Genomic DNA, 16,027 nt, shown 5'->3' with positions numbered 1-16,027 from the left:
CACCAAAGATATGCGGGTGCCCGGCCCCGATGGCGAGCACCCGCGGCTCCGCGCCGGCGCGGAGGAAGGGGCGAATGTTGAAGACCTGGAAGGCGCTCGCGGCGGCCGCCGCGCTGTCGTTGACCCTCGCTGGTTGCGGCGGCGGAACCGGCGCGAGCGACAACAAGCTGACCGTCTGGCTGATGGACGGCTCGGCGCCCGACGTACTGATCGAAGAGCTCAACAAGGAGTTCGAGCAGAGCCACCCGGGCATGAAGGTGGACTACCAGATCCAGCAGTGGAACGGCATCCAGGACCGCCTGACCACCGCTCTGACCAGCAACGATCCGCCGGACGTGATCGAGCTCGGGAACAGCCAGACCGCGCAGTTCTCCTCCGAGGGCACACTGCTGGACCTCACCGCCGACGCCGACGGCATGGGCAAGTCGCAGTGGGTACCCGCGCTGGCCGAGTCGGGCGCGTGGGAGGGCAAGCAGTACGCCGTGCCGTTCTACGCCGCCAACCGCGTCGTCGTCTACAACAAGGAACTGTTCCAGCAGGCGGGCATCGCCCAGCTGCCGACCAACCGCGACGAGCTGCTCGCCACGATCACCAAGCTGGAGCAGACCCACGGCGCGGACCCCGACTTCCAGTCGCTCTACCTGCCGGGCCAGTCCTGGTACGCGCTGCTGTCGTTCATCTGGGACTCCGGCGGAGACATCGCGACCGGCCAGGGCTCGGAGTACAAGGGCGCGCTGGACACCGCGCAGACCCGCGAGGGCGTCGAGTACTACCAGCAGCTGGTCAAGACGTCGGCCACGTCCGCCCCGGCCGACACCGACGAGGCCGAGCCGCAGCAGGCCGAGGTGTACGCCAAGGGCAAGGTCGCGATGATGATCGCGCTGCCGTGGGAGGTGCAGACCGCCGCGAAGACCAACCCGGCGATCGCCGGGCTGTCCGGCGCCTTCCCGATCCCGTCGAAGTTCCCGGGCAAGACCGCGCCGGTGTTCCTCGGCGGCTCCAACCTGGCGATCCCGGGCGGCAGCGCCGACGCCGCCGCCGCCAAGGACTGGCTGAAGCTGCTGACCAGCCAGAAGTACCAGACCAAGCTCGCCGACAGCGGTGTCGTGCCGGGTGCCTCGCAGGACACCAGCGCGCTGGAGAAGAACCCGGTCAGCGCCGCGATGGCCATCGCATCGAAGGACGGCAAGGTGCCGCCGCCGGTGCCGCAGTGGGCGGCCATCGAGTCCGGGCAGAACCCGCTCAAGGACATGATGACGGCCGTGCTGACCGGCCAGAAGTCGGTCGTCGACGCCACCTTGGAGGCGAACGACAAGATCACCCGATTGCTGGCGGCGAACAACTGATCATGACCGCTACGCACACCCGCCCGGCGCCGGGCACCGCGGGTTCGCCCGTGGTGCCCGGCGCTCGGCGCCGCCCGCGAGTCCGGGAAGCGATGCCGTACCTGCTGCTCGCTCCCGCGGTGCTCGCGCTGATCGCACTGCTCGGCTGGCCCGCGGTGAACGTGGTCGTGACCAGCTTCCGCAAGCTCGACCTCGGCGAGCTCACGCGTGGCGAGTTCACCTGGATCGGCTTCGACAACTACGCGCAGATCCTCGGCAACCCCGAGTTCTGGACCGTCACGCTCCGGACCGTGGTGTTCACCTCGTCCATCGTGGCGGCCACCGTGCTGACGGCACTGCTGCTGGCGCTGCTGATGAAGCACGTGCCGATGGTTCCGCGAGTGGTGCTGCAGGTCAGCCTGCTGCTCGCGTGGGCCATGCCGCAGCTGGCCGCGACCACGGTGTTCCAGTGGATCTTCGACCAGCAGTACGGGATCCTGAACAAGACGCTGGTGCTGCTCGGCTTCGGCTCCTTCGCCGGGCACTCCTGGTTCGCCACCGGTGCGAGCACGCTGACCGTGGTCGGCATCCTGATCACCTGGCAGGCCGTGCCGTTCGTGGCGATGACGCTGTACGCCGCGCTGCTCGGGGTGCCCAAGGACCTCTACGAATCGGCCGGGATCGACGGCGCCAGCGGCTGGCAGACGTTCACCGCGATCACCTGGCCGCAGCTCAAGCCGGTGCTGATGATCGTGACGTTCCTGTCGGTGCTGTGGGACTTCAAGGTGTTCTCGCAGGTGTGGGCGATGCGCGAGGGCGGCCCGAGCGGCGGGAGCACGACGCTGCCGGTCATGCAGTACCTCGAAGGCATCGCGGGCAAGCACTTCGGCGCCGCCGCCGCGGTCAGCGTGCTGATGGTCCTCGTGCTCGTCGTGGTCTGCGCCCAGTACCTGCGCCTGTTGCTGCGATCCCAGGAGGTGGAGCTGTGAGGATCCGCCGGATCGGGCTGTCCGCGCTGGCGCTGGCCATCGCGGTGATCTTCGTGTTCCCGACGTACTGGATGTTCGCCAGCTCGTTCAAGCCGCGCGGCGAAGTGCTGTCCACGTCCTACGACCTGGTGCCGAGCGCGGTCACGCTGCAGAACTACGCGACCGCGCTGTTCGGCTCGGACTTCCTGCGCTACCTGGGCAACAGCCTGCTGGTCACGCTCACCGCGGTGGCGTGCTCGCTGGTCGCGGGCACCCTGGCGGCGCTGGCGATGAGCCGGTTCCGGTTCCGCGGCCGCAAGGGCTTCCTGATGCTGGTGCTGGTCGCGCAGATGGTGCCGTTCGAGGCGCTGATGGTGCCGATGTTCCTGTTCATGCGGGATCTCGGGCTGCTGAACAAGCTGCCGTCGCTGATCCTGGTCTACTGGGTCACGACGCTGCCGTTCACCATCTGGTCGCTGCGCGGCTTCATCGACGGGATCCCGATGGACCTGGAGGAGGCCGCCATGGTGGACGGCTGCGGGCGGGCCGAGGCGTTCCGCCGCGTCACGCTGCCGCTGCTGGGGCCGGGCCTGGTGGCCACCTCGGTGTTCGCGTTCATCACCGCGTGGAACGAGTTCCTGTACGCGCTGATCTTCATGCGTTCCCAGGACCTCCAGACGCTGCCGGTGTTCCTGCAGAGCTTCCAGAACGCGTTCGGCACCGACTGGGGCGCCACGATGGCCTCCGCGACCCTGTTCACGCTGCCCGTCCTGGTGTTCTTCCTGGCGGTTCAGCGGAAGATGGTGTCGGGCGTCACTGCGGGCGCCGTCAAGGGCTGAGTAAGATTGGTCTAGACCTACATCTGAAGGGATGGGCCCGATGACCGCCACCCCCGGTCGCCACATGACCGACGAGATCGGCCAGCAGCCCGCGATCTTCGCCGACCTGCTGGCCGGCCGGGACGCGATCGCCGAGGTGGCCGCGAAGATCGCGGAACGCCGGCCGCGCTTCGCGCTGCTGGCCGCCCGCGGCTCCAGCGACCACGCCGCGCTCTACGCGAAGTACCTGCTGGAAGTCCTGCTCGAAATGCCCGTCGGGCTGACGTCGCCGTCGACGACGACGCTCTACGGCGCGCAGCCGGACCTGACCGACGTGCTGCTGGTGTCGGTCAGCCAGAGCGGCGGGTCCCCGGACCTGCTGGAGGTCACCGAGTCCGGCCGCAAGCGCGGCGCGCTGACGGTCGCGGTCACCAACACCGCCGACTCGCCGCTGAACTCCGCCGCCGAGCTGTCGGTGGACATCCGGGCGGGCCGCGAGCAGGCGGTGGCCGCGACCAAGACCTACAGCGCGACGCTGCTCGCCCTGTACCTGCTCGTCGACGCGGTGCGCGGCGGGACCGGCGCGGACGCCGAGCCGATCCCCGAGCTGGCCGCGACCGCCCTGGACGCCGGCCAGAAGGTGGTGGACGACGCGGTGCGCCGGTACCGCTTCGCGGAGCGGATGGTCACCACGGGGCGCGGCTACTCGCTGGCCACCGCCTCCGAGGCGGCGCTGAAGCTCGCCGAGACCAGCTACCTCTCGGCCCGCGCCTACAGCGGCGCCGACCTGCTGCACGGCCCGGTCGCGGCGGTCGACACTGACACCGCGGTGCTCGCGCTGTGCAGCAACGGGCGCGGCGGTGACGCGATGCGCGAGGTGCTCGACGTGGTCCACGAGCGCGGCGCGGACATCTGCGCGATCGGCTCGGCGGCCTCGGACGTGCAAGCGTCGCACCGCATCCCGGTGCCCGCCTGCGCCGAGGAGCTGGCGCCGGTGCTGGAGGTCCTGCCGGTCCAGCAGCTGGCCCTCGGGCTGGCGCTGGCCCGGGGCTTCGACCCGGACAGCCCGCGCGGCCTGAAGAAGGTCACCCGCACCCGGTGACCGACGGTTTTCGAAGCGAACGGCCCGTTCACCCCGTCTACCGGGGCGAACGGGCCGTTCGCTCCTCCGGCCCGGTCGCACTGAGCGACGACATCCCCCTGCCGCGCAAGTAAAAGCCCGCCTCACCGAGGGGGCGGGGTGAGACGGGCACCGTCAGGCTACGCCGAACGGAGCACGCCGCAAGCCTCGGGGCGAGCCGAACGGCAGAGTCCAAGGACCCTAAAAGCCGTACACCTCGCGCGCCGTCGCCCCGAACACCGCCGCGCGCTGCCGATCGTCGAGCCCGGCGGTCAGCTGCCGGGCCACGTCCACGACCTGCCCGTAGTCGGCGGCGAGCAGGCACACCGGCCAGTCCGAACCGAACATCAGCCGGCCCGGCCCGAACGCCTCCAGCACCACGTCCACGTAAGGAGCAAGCCTCACCGGATCAGGTTGCCGGGCCCAGTCGTCCTCGGTGACCAGACCGGACAACTTGCACACCACGTTCGGGTGGGCGGCCAGCGCCCGGATGCGACTCGCCCACGGCTCCAGCTCACCGGTGGCCACGGGCGGTTTCGCGCAGTGGTCGAGCACGAAGGTCAGCTGCGGGAACTGCCCGACGGCCTTGATCGCGGCCGGCAGCTGGTGCGGCCGGACCAGCAGCTCGTACACCAGCCCGGCGTCCTCGACCGCGGCCAGCCCGTTGAGCACCTCCGGGCGGACCAGCCAGTCCGGGTCCGGCTCGTCCTCGACCTGGTGCCGGATGCCCTTCAGCCAGCCGCCGGACGGGTGCGCCTGCAGGCGGCCGATCCGCTCGCGGGCGTCCCGCGCGGTCAGGTCGACCCAGCCGACCACCGCCGCGATGCGGTCCACGGTGTCGGCCAGCACCAGCATCTCCGGCGTCTCGTCCGGGTCGGCGGCGGTCTGCACCAGCACCGTGGCGGTCACGCCGGAACCCTTCAGCGCGGCCTGCAGGTCGGCGGGCCGGAAGTCGCGGCGCAGCGGCTCCATCGCCTCGCCGACGATCCACGGCTGGTCCCGGACGTCGAGGTCCCACAGGTGGTGGTGGGTGTCGACGGTCATCGAGCCGCCCCGCTCGCGCCGCGACGGCCCGCACCGTCCAAATCGGACATTCGACGTGACCCGGCAAGGTCGTCCATGCTCCAGCTCCCCGACTGATCAAGCAACGCCTCGATGTATAGCCGCTCGCCACGCCGGATGCCAGGGGTTGGCGAGAAGGTCCCGGCCGGTTTTGGTCGCGCCGGCCACGGTGCGCGGCCGCGACGGGTAGAAAGGGCGGATGCACGGCGACGAAGCGGCGCTCGTACTCGGCCTGGACATCGGCGGAACCAGCAGCCGGGCGCTCGTCAGCGACCTGTCCGGCCGGGTGCTGGGCCGCGGCGAAGCGGCCGGCGGCAACCCGAATTCGCACCCGCCCGAGCAGGCGGCGCGGCAGATCGCCGATGCCGCGCGGGCGGCCCTCTCCGGGATCGATCCGGCGGCGGTGCGCAACTGCGTGATCGGCATGGCCGGGGTCAGCAAGATGGCCGATCCCGGGTTCGGCACGCTGTTCGACCGCACGTGGTCCGGGCTGGGCCTGCGGAGCCCGTGGAGCGCGATCAGCGACTGCGAGGTGGCCTTCGCGGCGGGCACGCCGGACCCCGACGGCACGGTGCTGATCGCGGGCACGGGCGCCATCGCGGCCCGCATCGAGCAGCACCGGATGGTCGCGACCATCGGCGGTCACGGCTGGCTGCTCGGCGATGAGGGCTCGGCGTTCTGGCTGGGCCGCGAAGCGGTGCGAGCCGCGCTGCGCGCGCTGGACCGCGGCGAGCCGCTGCACGGCCTCACGTCGGCAGTGCGCGACCGGCTCCTGCCGGACGCGCCGGGCGCGCAGCGCAGGGAGCTGATCAGCGCGGTGAACGCGGCCCCACCGATCCGCCTCGCGGAGCTGGCGCCGCTGGTGACTGCGGCCACCGACGAAACGGCGGCCGACATCGTCCGGCGCGCCGCCCAAGTCCTGGCCGACACCGCGGCGGCGACCCGCTGCCACGGCGAATCCAGGACGATCGTGCTGGCAGGCGGCCTGGTGACGCCGGGCAACCCGGTCCGGAGCGCGCTGCGCGGCACGCTGTCGGCCCGGGGCTTCCAAACCCAGCGCACGGCGGGTCCGGGCGAAGCCGGAGCGGCCTGGTTAGCGGCCCTGGACCTCGCGGAGGACCCGAAGACCCTCCACGAACGCCTGCTCGGCCGGACTACCAACGCCTCCCACGAGCCGTGAGGTCCGCAATTTCAATGGAAATCAGAGGTCCGATTTCCATTGAAATTGCGGAAGTTGTCCACAGGACCCGGCGTGTCGGGCTACGACACGCCGATGATCCCCGGTTTCCGTTGGAGCTGGGGATCCGGTTGCGGCGGAAACCTGGCCGGTTGCGGCGGAAACCTGGGGTGCAGTTTCAATGAGCCTTTTTCATCCTGGTCGGCCCGCAACCGCGGGCCGCAAAGCTGCACGTCGATGAGGTGTCGCATGCGCCGAAGGCGCATAACCCACCTACGACACCGGCACCGCCGCGGGTTCTCAGAGGCTTCCTGGCGAGGACGGCCCCTCCGCCGTGTATTGGACATACATCAGGAGGGGCACCCACAGACCAGGGAGCCTCTGAGGTTCCGCTACCCGCACCGCTACGCAAAACGAGGCTGGAAAAACCTCAATGGAAATCGAAGTCCAGTCCGCCCTCAGGCGAGGCCGACCTCTTGGAGACCCTTGCGGATCGCCGCCAGCTCCGCCTCGTCCGCGTCCACCAGCGGCAGCCGGACCCCGCCGACCCGGTGGCCGACCAGGTTCAGGGCCGCCTTGACCGGGATCGGGTTCGTGGTCGTCGACAGCGCGGCGTACAGCGGCTTCAGCGAGGCGTCGATCTCCGCCCGGCGCGCCGGCTCGTCGACCATCCGCCGCATCTGCGGGCCCACCAGGTGGCTGGCCACCAGGATGCCGCCGAGACCACCGAGGTCCAGGGCCGCGGCGAAGCCGTCGTCGTTGCCCGCGTACAGGCCGAGGCCGTCGATCTGGGCGAGCGCGGCGTTGTCCGCCTGCTTGACGTAGTCGATGTTCTCGACCTGGGCGAGCTCGGCGAGCAGGTCGGGCGTCAGCGACAGGCCGATCCGCGACGGCACGTTGTAGAGCACCACCGGCTTGTCCGTCGCCCGCGCGATCTCGGTGAAGTGCCGGACGAGGCCGCGGCGGTTGGGCCGGTTGTAGTACGGCGTCACCGAAAGCACCGCGTCGGCGCCGAGCTCGGTCGCCCGCTCCGTCATCTCGCAGGCGTGCGCGGTGTTGTTCGACCCGGTCGAAGCGATCACCGTGGCGCCAGCCGGGCGCTCGGCGCAGGCGAGCTCGATGAGCCGCAGGTGCTCCTCGTCGGTGAGCGTGGGCGCCTCGCCGGTCGTCCCGCAGACCACGATGCCGTCCGAGCCGTGGTCGATCAGGTGGCGGAACAGGTCCATGAAGGCGGCTTCGTCGACGCGCAGCTCGTCGTCGAACGGGGTGACTATCGCGGTGATCACGCTGCCGAGAGACATGAGCGCATTCTGCTCCTCCGGCCGAGCGGTCACGACTGCGGATGCCGCAGACCCGGGTGTTCCGGCGGCAGGGACCGCCTCATCACCCACCAGCTCGCCGCCACGCACACCGCCACCAGCGGCCAGGTCAGCACGACCTGCGCGATGGTCAGCGCGCCGGTGAAGCCCAGCAGCCACAGCGGGATGAACACCACCAGCCGCACCACGTACTGGCCGACCCAGACCCAGCTCGCCCGGCTGTACGCCCGCAGCAGCACCGGGTCGTGGCGCCACCGCCGGGCCTGGCCGAGGGCCGTGCCGACCACCACGCCCAGCAGCGGCCAGCGGATCGCGATGCTGGTCATCCAGGCGAGCGCGCTGAGCGCGTTGGTCACCAGCCTGGGCAGGAAGAAGTCCGCGGCATCCCCGGTGTACAGCGCGATCAGCGCGCCGAGCAGGACCGCGAGCAGGCTGATCAGCACCGCCAGCGGCCGGGCTCCCCCGCGCAGCCGCCAGCCGGCGATCAGCGCGCCCACCACCACCGCCGCGCCGCCGCCGATGGCGATCGACTCGCCGCCGAAGAACCACCCGGCGCCGAACGCGATGGGCGGCAGGCTCGCGTCGATCGCGCTGGTGCGGCCGCCGAGCAGCCGCATGAACGAATCGCGGTCGTCGCGGTCCGCCGCGATCTCCGCCTGCCGGTCCTGCGTCACGGAACCCAGCCTGCCCTAACCAACGCCCGGTCCGCACCCACCAGTGGCAAGCGACTCCCCGACGAGGCGTTTCAGCCGAGCCCCCGGCGGGCCCGGTCGAGGAGGGCGGCGAGCTGGCCGGCGATGCGGGGCTTGTCCGCCGGGCGGCAGGTGACGACGTCCTGGCCGTCGGTGCGCTCGCCCTGCAGCGAGTAGCGGCCCCGGTCGTTGTCGAACCAGATCAGGTTCGGGATCCGGCCGCGCGACCCGCCGCGCCGGGCGCCGCCGACCACGAAGTGCCCGAGCCGGAACTTCTGCCCCGAGGTGATCGAGCGCAGTTCGGCCAGCCCGTCGATGTCGGCGTCGGTCGGGCGGCCGTGGCTGCGGTCGGCCACCGCGCGCACCTCGCCGCCGCTGCCGGGCGGGGCGTCGGGCAGCAGCTCGGCGCACACCCGGGGCAGGGTGTCCGGCGCCAGGAAGCTCATCCGCAGCCCCCGGCCGTCGAGCACGCCGACCACGCCGACCTCGCCGGTCGCCACGACCCGCGCGGCCAGCCGCTGCCCGGCGCGCACGTCCAGCAGCCCGGCGGCGGCGATCGACACCTCGGAGCTGCACAGCAGGTACAGCGCGTCCTCGACCTCGGGCTCCGGGCGGCCGTTGCGGGCCAGGCCGGTCGACTCCAGCTCCTGCCACACCTGGGCGGCCAGCCGGTTGCGGTCCTCCGCGGCCTCGCCGACGCGCGGGAGCTCGAACGGGTACTGCCGCACGGTGAGGTTCAGCTGCTCACCGAGCAGGTCGACCGCGGGGATCGACAGGGTGATCGTCTCGACCATCACAGCTCATTTCGAGTCGGGGTGCGCCGGCCGGCGCTGAGATCAGCGGCGCGGGACTCAGCCCGCACCGCAGGCGTTGGTTGCACCCGCGGCGCGAGCCACATCGAACAATCCCTAGAAGTCCCGGTAGCTGGAGGGGGCTTCGCCCAGCACCGGCGGGGCGACGAGACGGCTCTCGCCGTCGTCCTCCTCGAAGAGTTCGTCGGCTTCGACCAGGAACTGCGGCACCGCGCCGCGACCGCTCTCGCCCGGCTTGTAGCCGGCGCCGGCGCGCAGGTCGTCGTCCTCCCGGCGCTCCTCCTTGAAGTCGTCCGCCGACCAGGTCATGTTCCGGCCGTAACCGGCCCGGGACGACGAGGTCCCGTTCCAGGTGCCGGACGATCCCATCGGCCCGAACCCGCCGTCGGCGCGCTGCGTGAGCTTCGGCGCCCGCGCGGGCACGGGACGCCGCTGCTCGGGCTGGCGAGGCGACTCCGGCTGCGGCTCCGGCGGGCGCGGTGGCGCCTGCGGAGCCGGCGGCGGGCCGGCGTTGACCGGCATCGGACCGCTCGGCTGGCCGTCCGGCCGCGCGGGTGGCGGACCGACCGGGCGCCCGGCCTGCGGCATCGGACCGCTCGGCGGCCCCTCGGGCGGCGGCCCGGGAGCGACCGGAGGTCGCGGCGGCGGACCACCCAGCGACGGGTTGCCGACCGGAGGCGACGGCGGACCCTGCGGAGCAGGAGGACGCGGTTCGGCCATCGGCGGACCGTCGACGGGCGGCGGCCCGGAGGGCGGCGGCCCGGCGAGCCGGGGACCGGGAGCCTCGTGCCGCGGCGCGCCGTCAGGCGCGAGCGGTGCGTCGGGCCGCGGCGGAGCCTGCGGCGGCGGACCGCTCAGCGGAGCGGCCTGCGGCAGCGGGCCGGGCTGCGGAGGCGGGCTGTCCAGCGGCAGCGGCGGAGGGCCGTCCGGCCGGGGCGGGCCGGCCTGCGGCAGCGGGCCGCTGCCCGGACCGGAGTCGTGGCGCGGCGGCGGACCGTCCAGCTGAGCATCGTGACGCGGCGGAGCCTGCGGCGGCGGGCCACTCAGCGGACCGGCCTGCGGCAGCGGGCCGCTCGGCGGTCCCACCTGCGGCGGCGCACCCATCGGGGCCGCGTCCGGTCGCGGCGGCAATCCGTCGATCGGCCCATCGTGGGGCGGCGGCCCGTCCGGACCTGCCTGCGGCAGGTCGTGGCGCGGCGGTCCAGCCTGCGGCAGCGGGCCGCTCGGCGGGCCGACCTGCGGCAGCGGGCCGCTCGGCGGGCCGACCTGCGGCAGCGGGCCGCTCGGCGGGCCGACCTGTGGCTGCGGGCCGCTCGGCGGGCCGGCGTCGTGCCGCGGTGGCAACCCGTCCGGCCCGGACATCGGCCCATCGTGGGGCGGCAGACCATCCCGGCCTGGCGGTGGGGCGTCGTGACGGCGCCCGGCGACCTGCGGCGGCAGTCCGCTCGGCGGCCCGTCGAACGGCGGGACGCCGGACCTCAGGGCATCCGGCTCGGGCGCCAGCAGCCCGTCTTGCGGCAGCGGGCCGCTCGGCGGTCCCTGCTGCGGCAGCGGGCCGGAGTCGTGTCGGCGCGGTGGGCCGTCCGGCCCGGTCGGCGGGAGGTCGTGGCGCGGCGGTCCCGCCTGCGGCGGCGGGCCGCCCACCAGGCCGTCGTGGATCGATGGCAGCGGCCCGCTCAGCGGGTCGTCCTGCAGCGAGCCGCTGAGGCCGCCGCTGAACCCGGCCGGGCGCTGCGGTTCTTCGAACGACTCGGGGCCGAGTGAGCCGGACAGCTCGGCCGGCGGTTCCGGGCGTCCCGGCGGCACGTCGAGCCCGCCGAGGTCGCCGGAGAGCGCCAATCCACCGCCCGGCGTCTTCGGCGCTTCCGGCCGGTCCGGCGTCGGCCTGGCGTCTTGGGGCTGCCGCCGCTGATCGTGCTCGAAGCGATCGGGCAGCTGCTCGGCGCGCTGCCACAGCGCGAACGGGTGCGGTTCGGCGGCCAGTGCGGCGAGCTCGCCGCGCAGATCGAGGCGCATCGGACGCGGGGCGGGCGGCCGGGGCCCGCTCGGTGCCGACGGCACCTCACCGCCGAGCGAGCCGCGCATCGGCGCGTCCGCGCGGCGTCGTCCTCCCGGGCCTGCTGCCCGCTGTTGCGCGTCGAAGCCCGCTGGCCCCGGCGCGGACGCCGGATTCTGCGGTGACGTCACGATTCCCCCAGATATTCGGGACGGTTGCAGCGCCGCGCGACGTCCGGGTGGACCCGAACCGCGGGCGCACTGGAATCGACGCAACGGAGCACGCTGTCGTTCCCCAACTCAACCGACCGCGATGACGCGAAACGGCGGACGGCGCGGCGTCTCCCCGAACGCACGCCGAGCTGCCACCTGCATCGATCGCAACATCGCGGGCCCCCTCATTGCATCTGTTACCGCCGAAGGACAGTAGCAGCTGAGGTTCACCCGTATCGGTGTTTCGAGGAATAGCCACCCAGTTGCTGCCGCGACGTCGGAAAAGTGCAGTGCGGCAACGAAATTCGCAAAGCACGAGCAGTTTCCGGGCGAATCGGACAGAAATACTAGACCGTTCAGTGCCGTTAGTCACTAGTGCGGAACCGACGGTGGCGTAGGTAGCCGTTCGAGCGCCAATCTGGTTCCCGGTCACCGCGCGTGCGGGAGGAAAGACCAGGAGGGAAAGAGTCAATGGAATCGCAGCGCAACGCCGACTCGGCGCGCTGGGGCAGCTTCGTCGCGCTGGGGGACAGCTTCACCGAGGGGCTCGCCGACGCGGATCCGAACGGGAGCTTCCGCGGCTGGGCGGACCGGCTGGCCGAGCACCTGACCGCCCACGACCCCGAGCTGCGGTACGCCAACCTCGCGGTGCGTGGCAAGCTGATCCGCCAGATCGTCGACGAGCAGGTGCCCCAGGCGGTGGCGCTGCGGCCCGGGCTGGTCGCCCTGACCGCCGGCGGCAACGACATCATCCGCCCCGGCAGCAACCCGGACGCGGTCGCGGAGCTCTTCGACTCCGCGGTCGGCGAGCTGCGGGCCACCGGCGCCGACGTGCTGATCGGCACCGGCTTCGACACCCGCGACACCCCGGTGCTGCGGCACGTGCGCGGCAAGGTCGGGACCTACAACTCGCACCTGCGGGCGATCGCCGACAAGCACGGCTGCTACGTGATGGACCTGTGGTCGATGCGGGTGCTGCGGGACAACCGGGCCTGGAGCGAGGACCGGCTGCACCTGTCCGCGGCGGGCCATCGGCGAGTCGCCCTGCGCGCGTGCGAGGCGCTGGGCGTTCCGGTCGCCGCCGACTGGCGCGAGCCCTGGCCCGTGGTCCCGGAAATGCCCTGGCGGGAGCAGCGCGCCCAGGACATCCGCTGGGCCCGCGAGTACCTGGCGCCGTGGATCAGCCGCCGCCTGCGGGGCGTGTCCAGCGGCGATGGCCGCACCGCGAAGCGCCCCCAGCTGGAGAAGCTCACCGCCGGGCACCCCTCGGCCTGAGCTCCGGAACAACGTTTTCCCTGGCCACACCTACCGTGAGTACTTTGTGTCGCCATGGCGACACAAAGTAGTCACGGCCCCGACCAGGCAGAACACCCCCAGATGCCCCGGAAAGACGAAGTGCGGACCTCCGGCAGGATCACCCACTCCTGGCGCCGAAAGCCCGCACTCACCCCCACGTCCATCCGGGATGAACCCGTCCCGAATGCCAAGCCCCCCTTGCGGCCGCCCCGGCCGGCCACGTGTGCCGACCGGGACGACCGGGCGACAATCCCCCCTGGACTCCCCCCAGAGCCGCCCGTGTGCGAACCATGCACGGCTTGATCCGCACATGATGAAAGTTCCCAGCGGGCGCTACACGGCCGCTAAACGTCGGCTAAACGCCCCTCAGCAGGCGGCCGCGGAGAGGTCTTCCAGCCGCGCGCGGACCTCGGTCGAGCGCGGCGAGCCCTCCGATTCGAAGATCGCCAGCGCGGTGTCCCAGCGGGTCCTGGCCACCGCCAGGTCGCCGCGGGACCGGGCGGCGTCGCCGAGGCCCAGGTACGCGGACGCCTGCCGCATCGCGGAGCCGCACTTCAGCGCCATGTCCAGCGCCTCGTGGTGGAACCGCTCGCCGTCGGCGATCCGGCCCAGCTCGATGCTCACCTCGCCGCAGTTGTTCAGCACCATCGCCAGCGTCTCCAGGTCGTCGGCGTCCCGGTACAGCGCCTCGGCCTCGCGCAGGTGCGCCAGCGCCTCCTCCAGCTCGCCGTTGACCTGCTCGACCATGGCGAGGTTGTTCAGCGCCCCCGCCACGAAGTACCGGTCGCCCAGCGAACGGTAGACCCTCAACGCGTCCTGGCAGTGCACTTTCGCCTCTTCGTAGCGCTTCAGGCGGAACAGCACGCTGCCCATGTTGACCTGGGTCATCGCCAACCGCGCGGAATCGCCGGTCCGCACCGCCGCCTGGTACGACTCGTCGTAGTGCGCCAGCGCCGCGTCCAGCCGGCCCGACCGCGAGTACGCGACCCCGAGCCCGGCCGGCATCAGCACCTTGCCCGCCGGGTCGTCCACCGCCCGCGCCGAGTCGAGCCCGTCGCGGTAGATCCGGATCCAGTCCTCCCACGGGCAGCGCACCATCAGGTAGTTGAACTGCAGGCGGGCCAGCGGCCAGGCCAGCTCGTGCATGCCCTCGGCGTTGGCCGCCCGGACGGCGGCGACCAGGTTCGTCCACTCCGCGTCGAACCACTCCAGCGCCTGCGAACGGTCGGTGATCTCCGGCCGGGGCACCTCGGGCCCGCTGGAGAAGTCCAGGTCGTCCCGGGCCGGGCGGAGGAAGCGGCGCGCGTGGTCGGCCGTGACGAGGTAGTGGTTCAGCAGCCTGCGCAGGGCCTCGGTGTCGACCGGGGCCGGCTCGGCCAGCAGGTCGCGGGCGTAGACGCGCAGCAGGTCGTGCATGCCGAACCGGTCCGGCTCGGTCTCGGTGACCAGGTGCGCGAGCGCCAGGGCCCGCAGCCTGCGCTGCGCGTTGGGCGCGTCGGTGCCGCACAGCGCGGCGACGGCGTGCGAGGTGAAGGTGTGGCCGGGCACCAGCCCTAACAGCCGGAACGTGTCGGCGTGCACCGGGTGCAGGCTGCGGTAGGAGATGTCGAACGCGCGGCGGACGCTGGTGTCGACGTCGTCGATGTCCAGCGCGTGCAGCCGGTTGCGCTCGTCGGTCAGCTCGTGCACCAGGTCGGACACGCCGCGCGCCGGGTTCGCCGCGAGCCGCGCGGCGGCGATCCGCAGCGCCAGCGGCAGACCGCCGCACAGCTCCGCCAAGGCGGCTGCGGCCGCCGGCTCGGAGGCCGACTTGCCGGGCACGCCCGCCCGGTCGAGCAGCTCGATCGCGGTCTCGGTCGGCAGCGTTTCCAGCGGCAGCACCCGCGCCCCGCTGCGCACCACCAGCCCGTCCAGCCGCCGCCTGCTGGTGACCAGCACCAGCGACTCGGCGCTGCCCGGCAGCAGCGGCCGCACCTGCTCGGAGTCCCGCGCGTTGTCCAGCAGCACCAGCACCCGGCGCTTGGCCAGCAGCGACCGGTACAGCGCGGTGCGGTCGTCCAGCTCGACGGGGATCGCATTCGCCGCGACGCCGAGCGCTTTGAGCATGCTGGTCAGCACCTCGCCGGGCGTCAGCGGCTCGCGCTCCGAGTCGTAACCGCGCAGCGATGCGTACAGCTGCCCGTCGGGGAACTCGTGCTCGACGCGGTGCGCCCAGGTCAGCGCGAGGGCGCTCTTGCCGACGCCCGCGGTGCCGGTGAGCACGGCGAGCAGGGTGGAGCCGCGTTCGCGTTCCGCCAGCAGCTCGTCGAGCGCGGCGAGTTCGCCCTGGCGACCGACGAATCCGGCCGGGGCCGGCGGCAGCTCCGCCGGGATCGGGCGCTTGAGCTCGGGCCCCGGTTCCGGTCGGCGCTGCGGGCTGCGCAGCGCCGGGTCGTCGCGGAGCAGCTTCTCGTAGAGTTCGCGCAGCTCGGGGCCGGGATCGAGGCCGAGCTCGTGGGACAGCCGGTGGCGCAGGGCGTGGTAGCGGGCCTGCGCTTCGGCGCGGTGCCCCGCGCGGTAGTGGGCCAGCATCAGCTGGCTGGTGAGCCGTTCCCGCAGCGGATTCCGGTCGACCAGGGTGGACAGTTCCAGCACCAGCTGGTGGTGCCTGCCGAGATCCAGGTCGGCGGCGACCCGCTCCTCCAGCGCCAGCAACCGCAGCTCGTCCAGGTTCGGCGCGACCATCCGGTACAGCCGGCTGCTGGCGAGGTCGGAGAGCACCGGGCCGCGCCACAGGGTCAGCGCCTCGGCCAGCATCCGCGACCTCGCCGCCGGTTCCATGCCGTGCGCGCGGTTGATCAGCGCCCGCGCGCGGTGCGCGTCGATCCGGTCGCTGTCGACCCGCAGCAGGTAGCCGGGCGGGCGGGTGACGATCTCGGCCGATTCCGAGCCGGCGCCGAAGAGCTTGCGCAGCCGGGAGACGTAGCCGTGGATGATGGTCCGGGCGCTGGCCGGCGGCTCGTGCTCCCACAGCGTGTCGATCAGCCGGTCCATCGAGACGACCTGGTTCGGTTCCAGCAGCAGGCAGGCCAGCAGCGCGCGGACCGGGGCGCTGCCCAGCGGTTGCGGGCTGCCGTCGACGCGCACCTCGAGAGGACCGAGCAGGCGGAACTCGAACCCCGCGCCCGGTGCCTCGGTCCAGCTGCCCTGCCCCGCCATCATCTCCAATTCCGACTCTCACTCATGTTTGT

At 72.5% G+C, this 16,027-nt stretch carries 12 protein-coding genes; 6 read left to right on the top strand and 6 right to left on the bottom strand.

Going from position 1 to position 16,027, the window contains the following annotated elements; all coding sequences use genetic code 11:
* Positions 1-77: 77 nt before the first annotated feature.
* From ACWEV3_RS28920 to ACWEV3_RS28905, 4 genes are read left to right on the top strand one after another with little or no spacing between them, the layout of a single operon-like run.
* Positions 78-1,346 (top strand): sugar ABC transporter substrate-binding protein, encoded by a 1,269-nt coding sequence (locus ACWEV3_RS28920; protein ID WP_452616931.1) that lies wholly within the window; start codon positions 78-80, stop codon positions 1,344-1,346.
* Positions 1,347-1,348: 2 nt separating this feature from the next.
* The gene (locus ACWEV3_RS28915; protein WP_452616901.1) at positions 1,349-2,314 is read left to right on the top strand and encodes a carbohydrate ABC transporter permease; all 966 of its coding nucleotides are present in this window, start codon (positions 1,349-1,351) and stop codon (positions 2,312-2,314) included.
* On the top strand, positions 2,311-3,132 hold the full coding sequence (locus ACWEV3_RS28910) for a carbohydrate ABC transporter permease (RefSeq protein WP_132487115.1): 822 nt from the start codon (positions 2,311-2,313) through the stop codon (positions 3,130-3,132). The genes ACWEV3_RS28915 and ACWEV3_RS28910 overlap by 4 nt, the downstream gene beginning before the upstream one ends.
* A 31-nt stretch (positions 3,133-3,163) precedes the next feature.
* The gene (locus tag ACWEV3_RS28905; protein ID WP_452616900.1) at positions 3,164-4,213 is read left to right on the top strand and encodes an SIS domain-containing protein; all 1,050 of its coding nucleotides are present in this window, start codon (positions 3,164-3,166) and stop codon (positions 4,211-4,213) included.
* Positions 4,214-4,432: 219 nt separating this feature from the next.
* Here the strand turns inward: ACWEV3_RS28905 and ACWEV3_RS28900 are convergent, their stop codons facing one another.
* A complete protein-coding gene (locus ACWEV3_RS28900; protein WP_452616899.1) occupies positions 4,433-5,275 on the bottom strand; it encodes an amidohydrolase family protein in 843 nt (280 codons plus the stop codon).
* Positions 5,276-5,492: 217 nt separating this feature from the next.
* Between ACWEV3_RS28900 and ACWEV3_RS28895 the strand changes: the two genes are divergently transcribed.
* The gene (locus ACWEV3_RS28895) at positions 5,493-6,473 is read left to right on the top strand and encodes an N-acetylglucosamine kinase (protein ID WP_452616898.1); all 981 of its coding nucleotides are present in this window, start codon (positions 5,493-5,495) and stop codon (positions 6,471-6,473) included.
* A gap of 455 nt (positions 6,474-6,928) precedes the next feature.
* Here ACWEV3_RS28895 and dapA read toward each other — a convergent pair whose 3' ends face one another.
* The 4 genes from dapA to ACWEV3_RS28875 all read right to left on the bottom strand — a co-directional run bounded on the left by dapA (position 6,929) and on the right by ACWEV3_RS28875 (position 11,480).
* A complete protein-coding gene (gene dapA, locus ACWEV3_RS28890; protein WP_452616897.1) occupies positions 6,929-7,771 on the bottom strand; it encodes a 4-hydroxy-tetrahydrodipicolinate synthase in 843 nt (280 codons plus the stop codon).
* 29 nt (positions 7,772-7,800) lie between these two features.
* Positions 7,801-8,463, bottom strand: coding sequence for a DUF3159 domain-containing protein (locus ACWEV3_RS28885; RefSeq protein WP_452616896.1), 663 nt, complete (start codon positions 8,461-8,463; stop codon positions 7,801-7,803).
* Between the two features lie 71 nt (positions 8,464-8,534).
* The gene (locus tag ACWEV3_RS28880) at positions 8,535-9,275 is read right to left on the bottom strand and encodes an ESX secretion-associated protein EspG (protein ID WP_452616895.1); all 741 of its coding nucleotides are present in this window, start codon (positions 9,273-9,275) and stop codon (positions 8,535-8,537) included.
* A 114-nt stretch (positions 9,276-9,389) separates the two neighbouring features.
* Positions 9,390-11,480 carry a hypothetical protein gene (locus ACWEV3_RS28875; RefSeq protein WP_452616894.1) on the bottom strand — a complete coding sequence of 697 codons (2,091 nt, stop codon included), beginning with the start codon at positions 11,478-11,480 and terminating at the stop codon, positions 9,390-9,392.
* Between the two features lie 492 nt (positions 11,481-11,972).
* On the opposite strand from ACWEV3_RS28875, the gene ACWEV3_RS28870 reads away from it, so the two are divergent.
* Positions 11,973-12,776 (top strand): SGNH/GDSL hydrolase family protein, encoded by an 804-nt coding sequence (locus ACWEV3_RS28870; protein ID WP_452616893.1) that lies wholly within the window; start codon positions 11,973-11,975, stop codon positions 12,774-12,776.
* Positions 12,777-13,163: 387 nt separating this feature from the next.
* Here ACWEV3_RS28870 and ACWEV3_RS28865 read toward each other — a convergent pair whose 3' ends face one another.
* Positions 13,164-15,998, bottom strand: a complete 2,835-nt coding sequence (locus tag ACWEV3_RS28865) for an AfsR/SARP family transcriptional regulator (protein ID WP_452616892.1) — start codon at positions 15,996-15,998, stop codon at positions 13,164-13,166.
* Positions 15,999-16,027: the final 29 nt, after the last annotated feature.

This window comes from Saccharopolyspora sp. NPDC003752 (assembly GCF_053605825.1).
The sequence above is the reverse complement of the archived record's forward strand: the minus strand, read 5'-3'. Positions and strand labels throughout refer to the sequence as shown.

What these genes read in the sequence shown, in the direction of transcription:
- ACWEV3_RS28905 (WP_452616900.1), top strand. Translation starts at nt 3,164, where the DNA reads ATGGGCCCGATGACCGCCACCCCCGGTCGCCACATGACCGACGAGATC.
- ACWEV3_RS28915 (WP_452616901.1), top strand. Translation starts at nt 1,349, where the DNA reads ATGACCGCTACGCACACCCGCCCGGCGCCGGGCACCGCGGGTTCGCCC.
- ACWEV3_RS28895 (WP_452616898.1), top strand. Translation starts at nt 5,493, where the DNA reads ATGCACGGCGACGAAGCGGCGCTCGTACTCGGCCTGGACATCGGCGGA.
- ACWEV3_RS28880 (WP_452616895.1), bottom strand. Translation starts at nt 9,275, where the DNA reads ATGGTCGAGACGATCACCCTGTCGATCCCCGCGGTCGACCTGCTCGGT.
- dapA (WP_452616897.1), bottom strand. Translation starts at nt 7,771, where the DNA reads ATGTCTCTCGGCAGCGTGATCACCGCGATAGTCACCCCGTTCGACGAC.
- ACWEV3_RS28865 (WP_452616892.1), bottom strand. Translation starts at nt 15,998, where the DNA reads ATGATGGCGGGGCAGGGCAGCTGGACCGAGGCACCGGGCGCGGGGTTC.
- ACWEV3_RS28900 (WP_452616899.1), bottom strand. Translation starts at nt 5,275, where the DNA reads ATGACCGTCGACACCCACCACCACCTGTGGGACCTCGACGTCCGGGAC.
- ACWEV3_RS28870 (WP_452616893.1), top strand. Translation starts at nt 11,973, where the DNA reads ATGGAATCGCAGCGCAACGCCGACTCGGCGCGCTGGGGCAGCTTCGTC.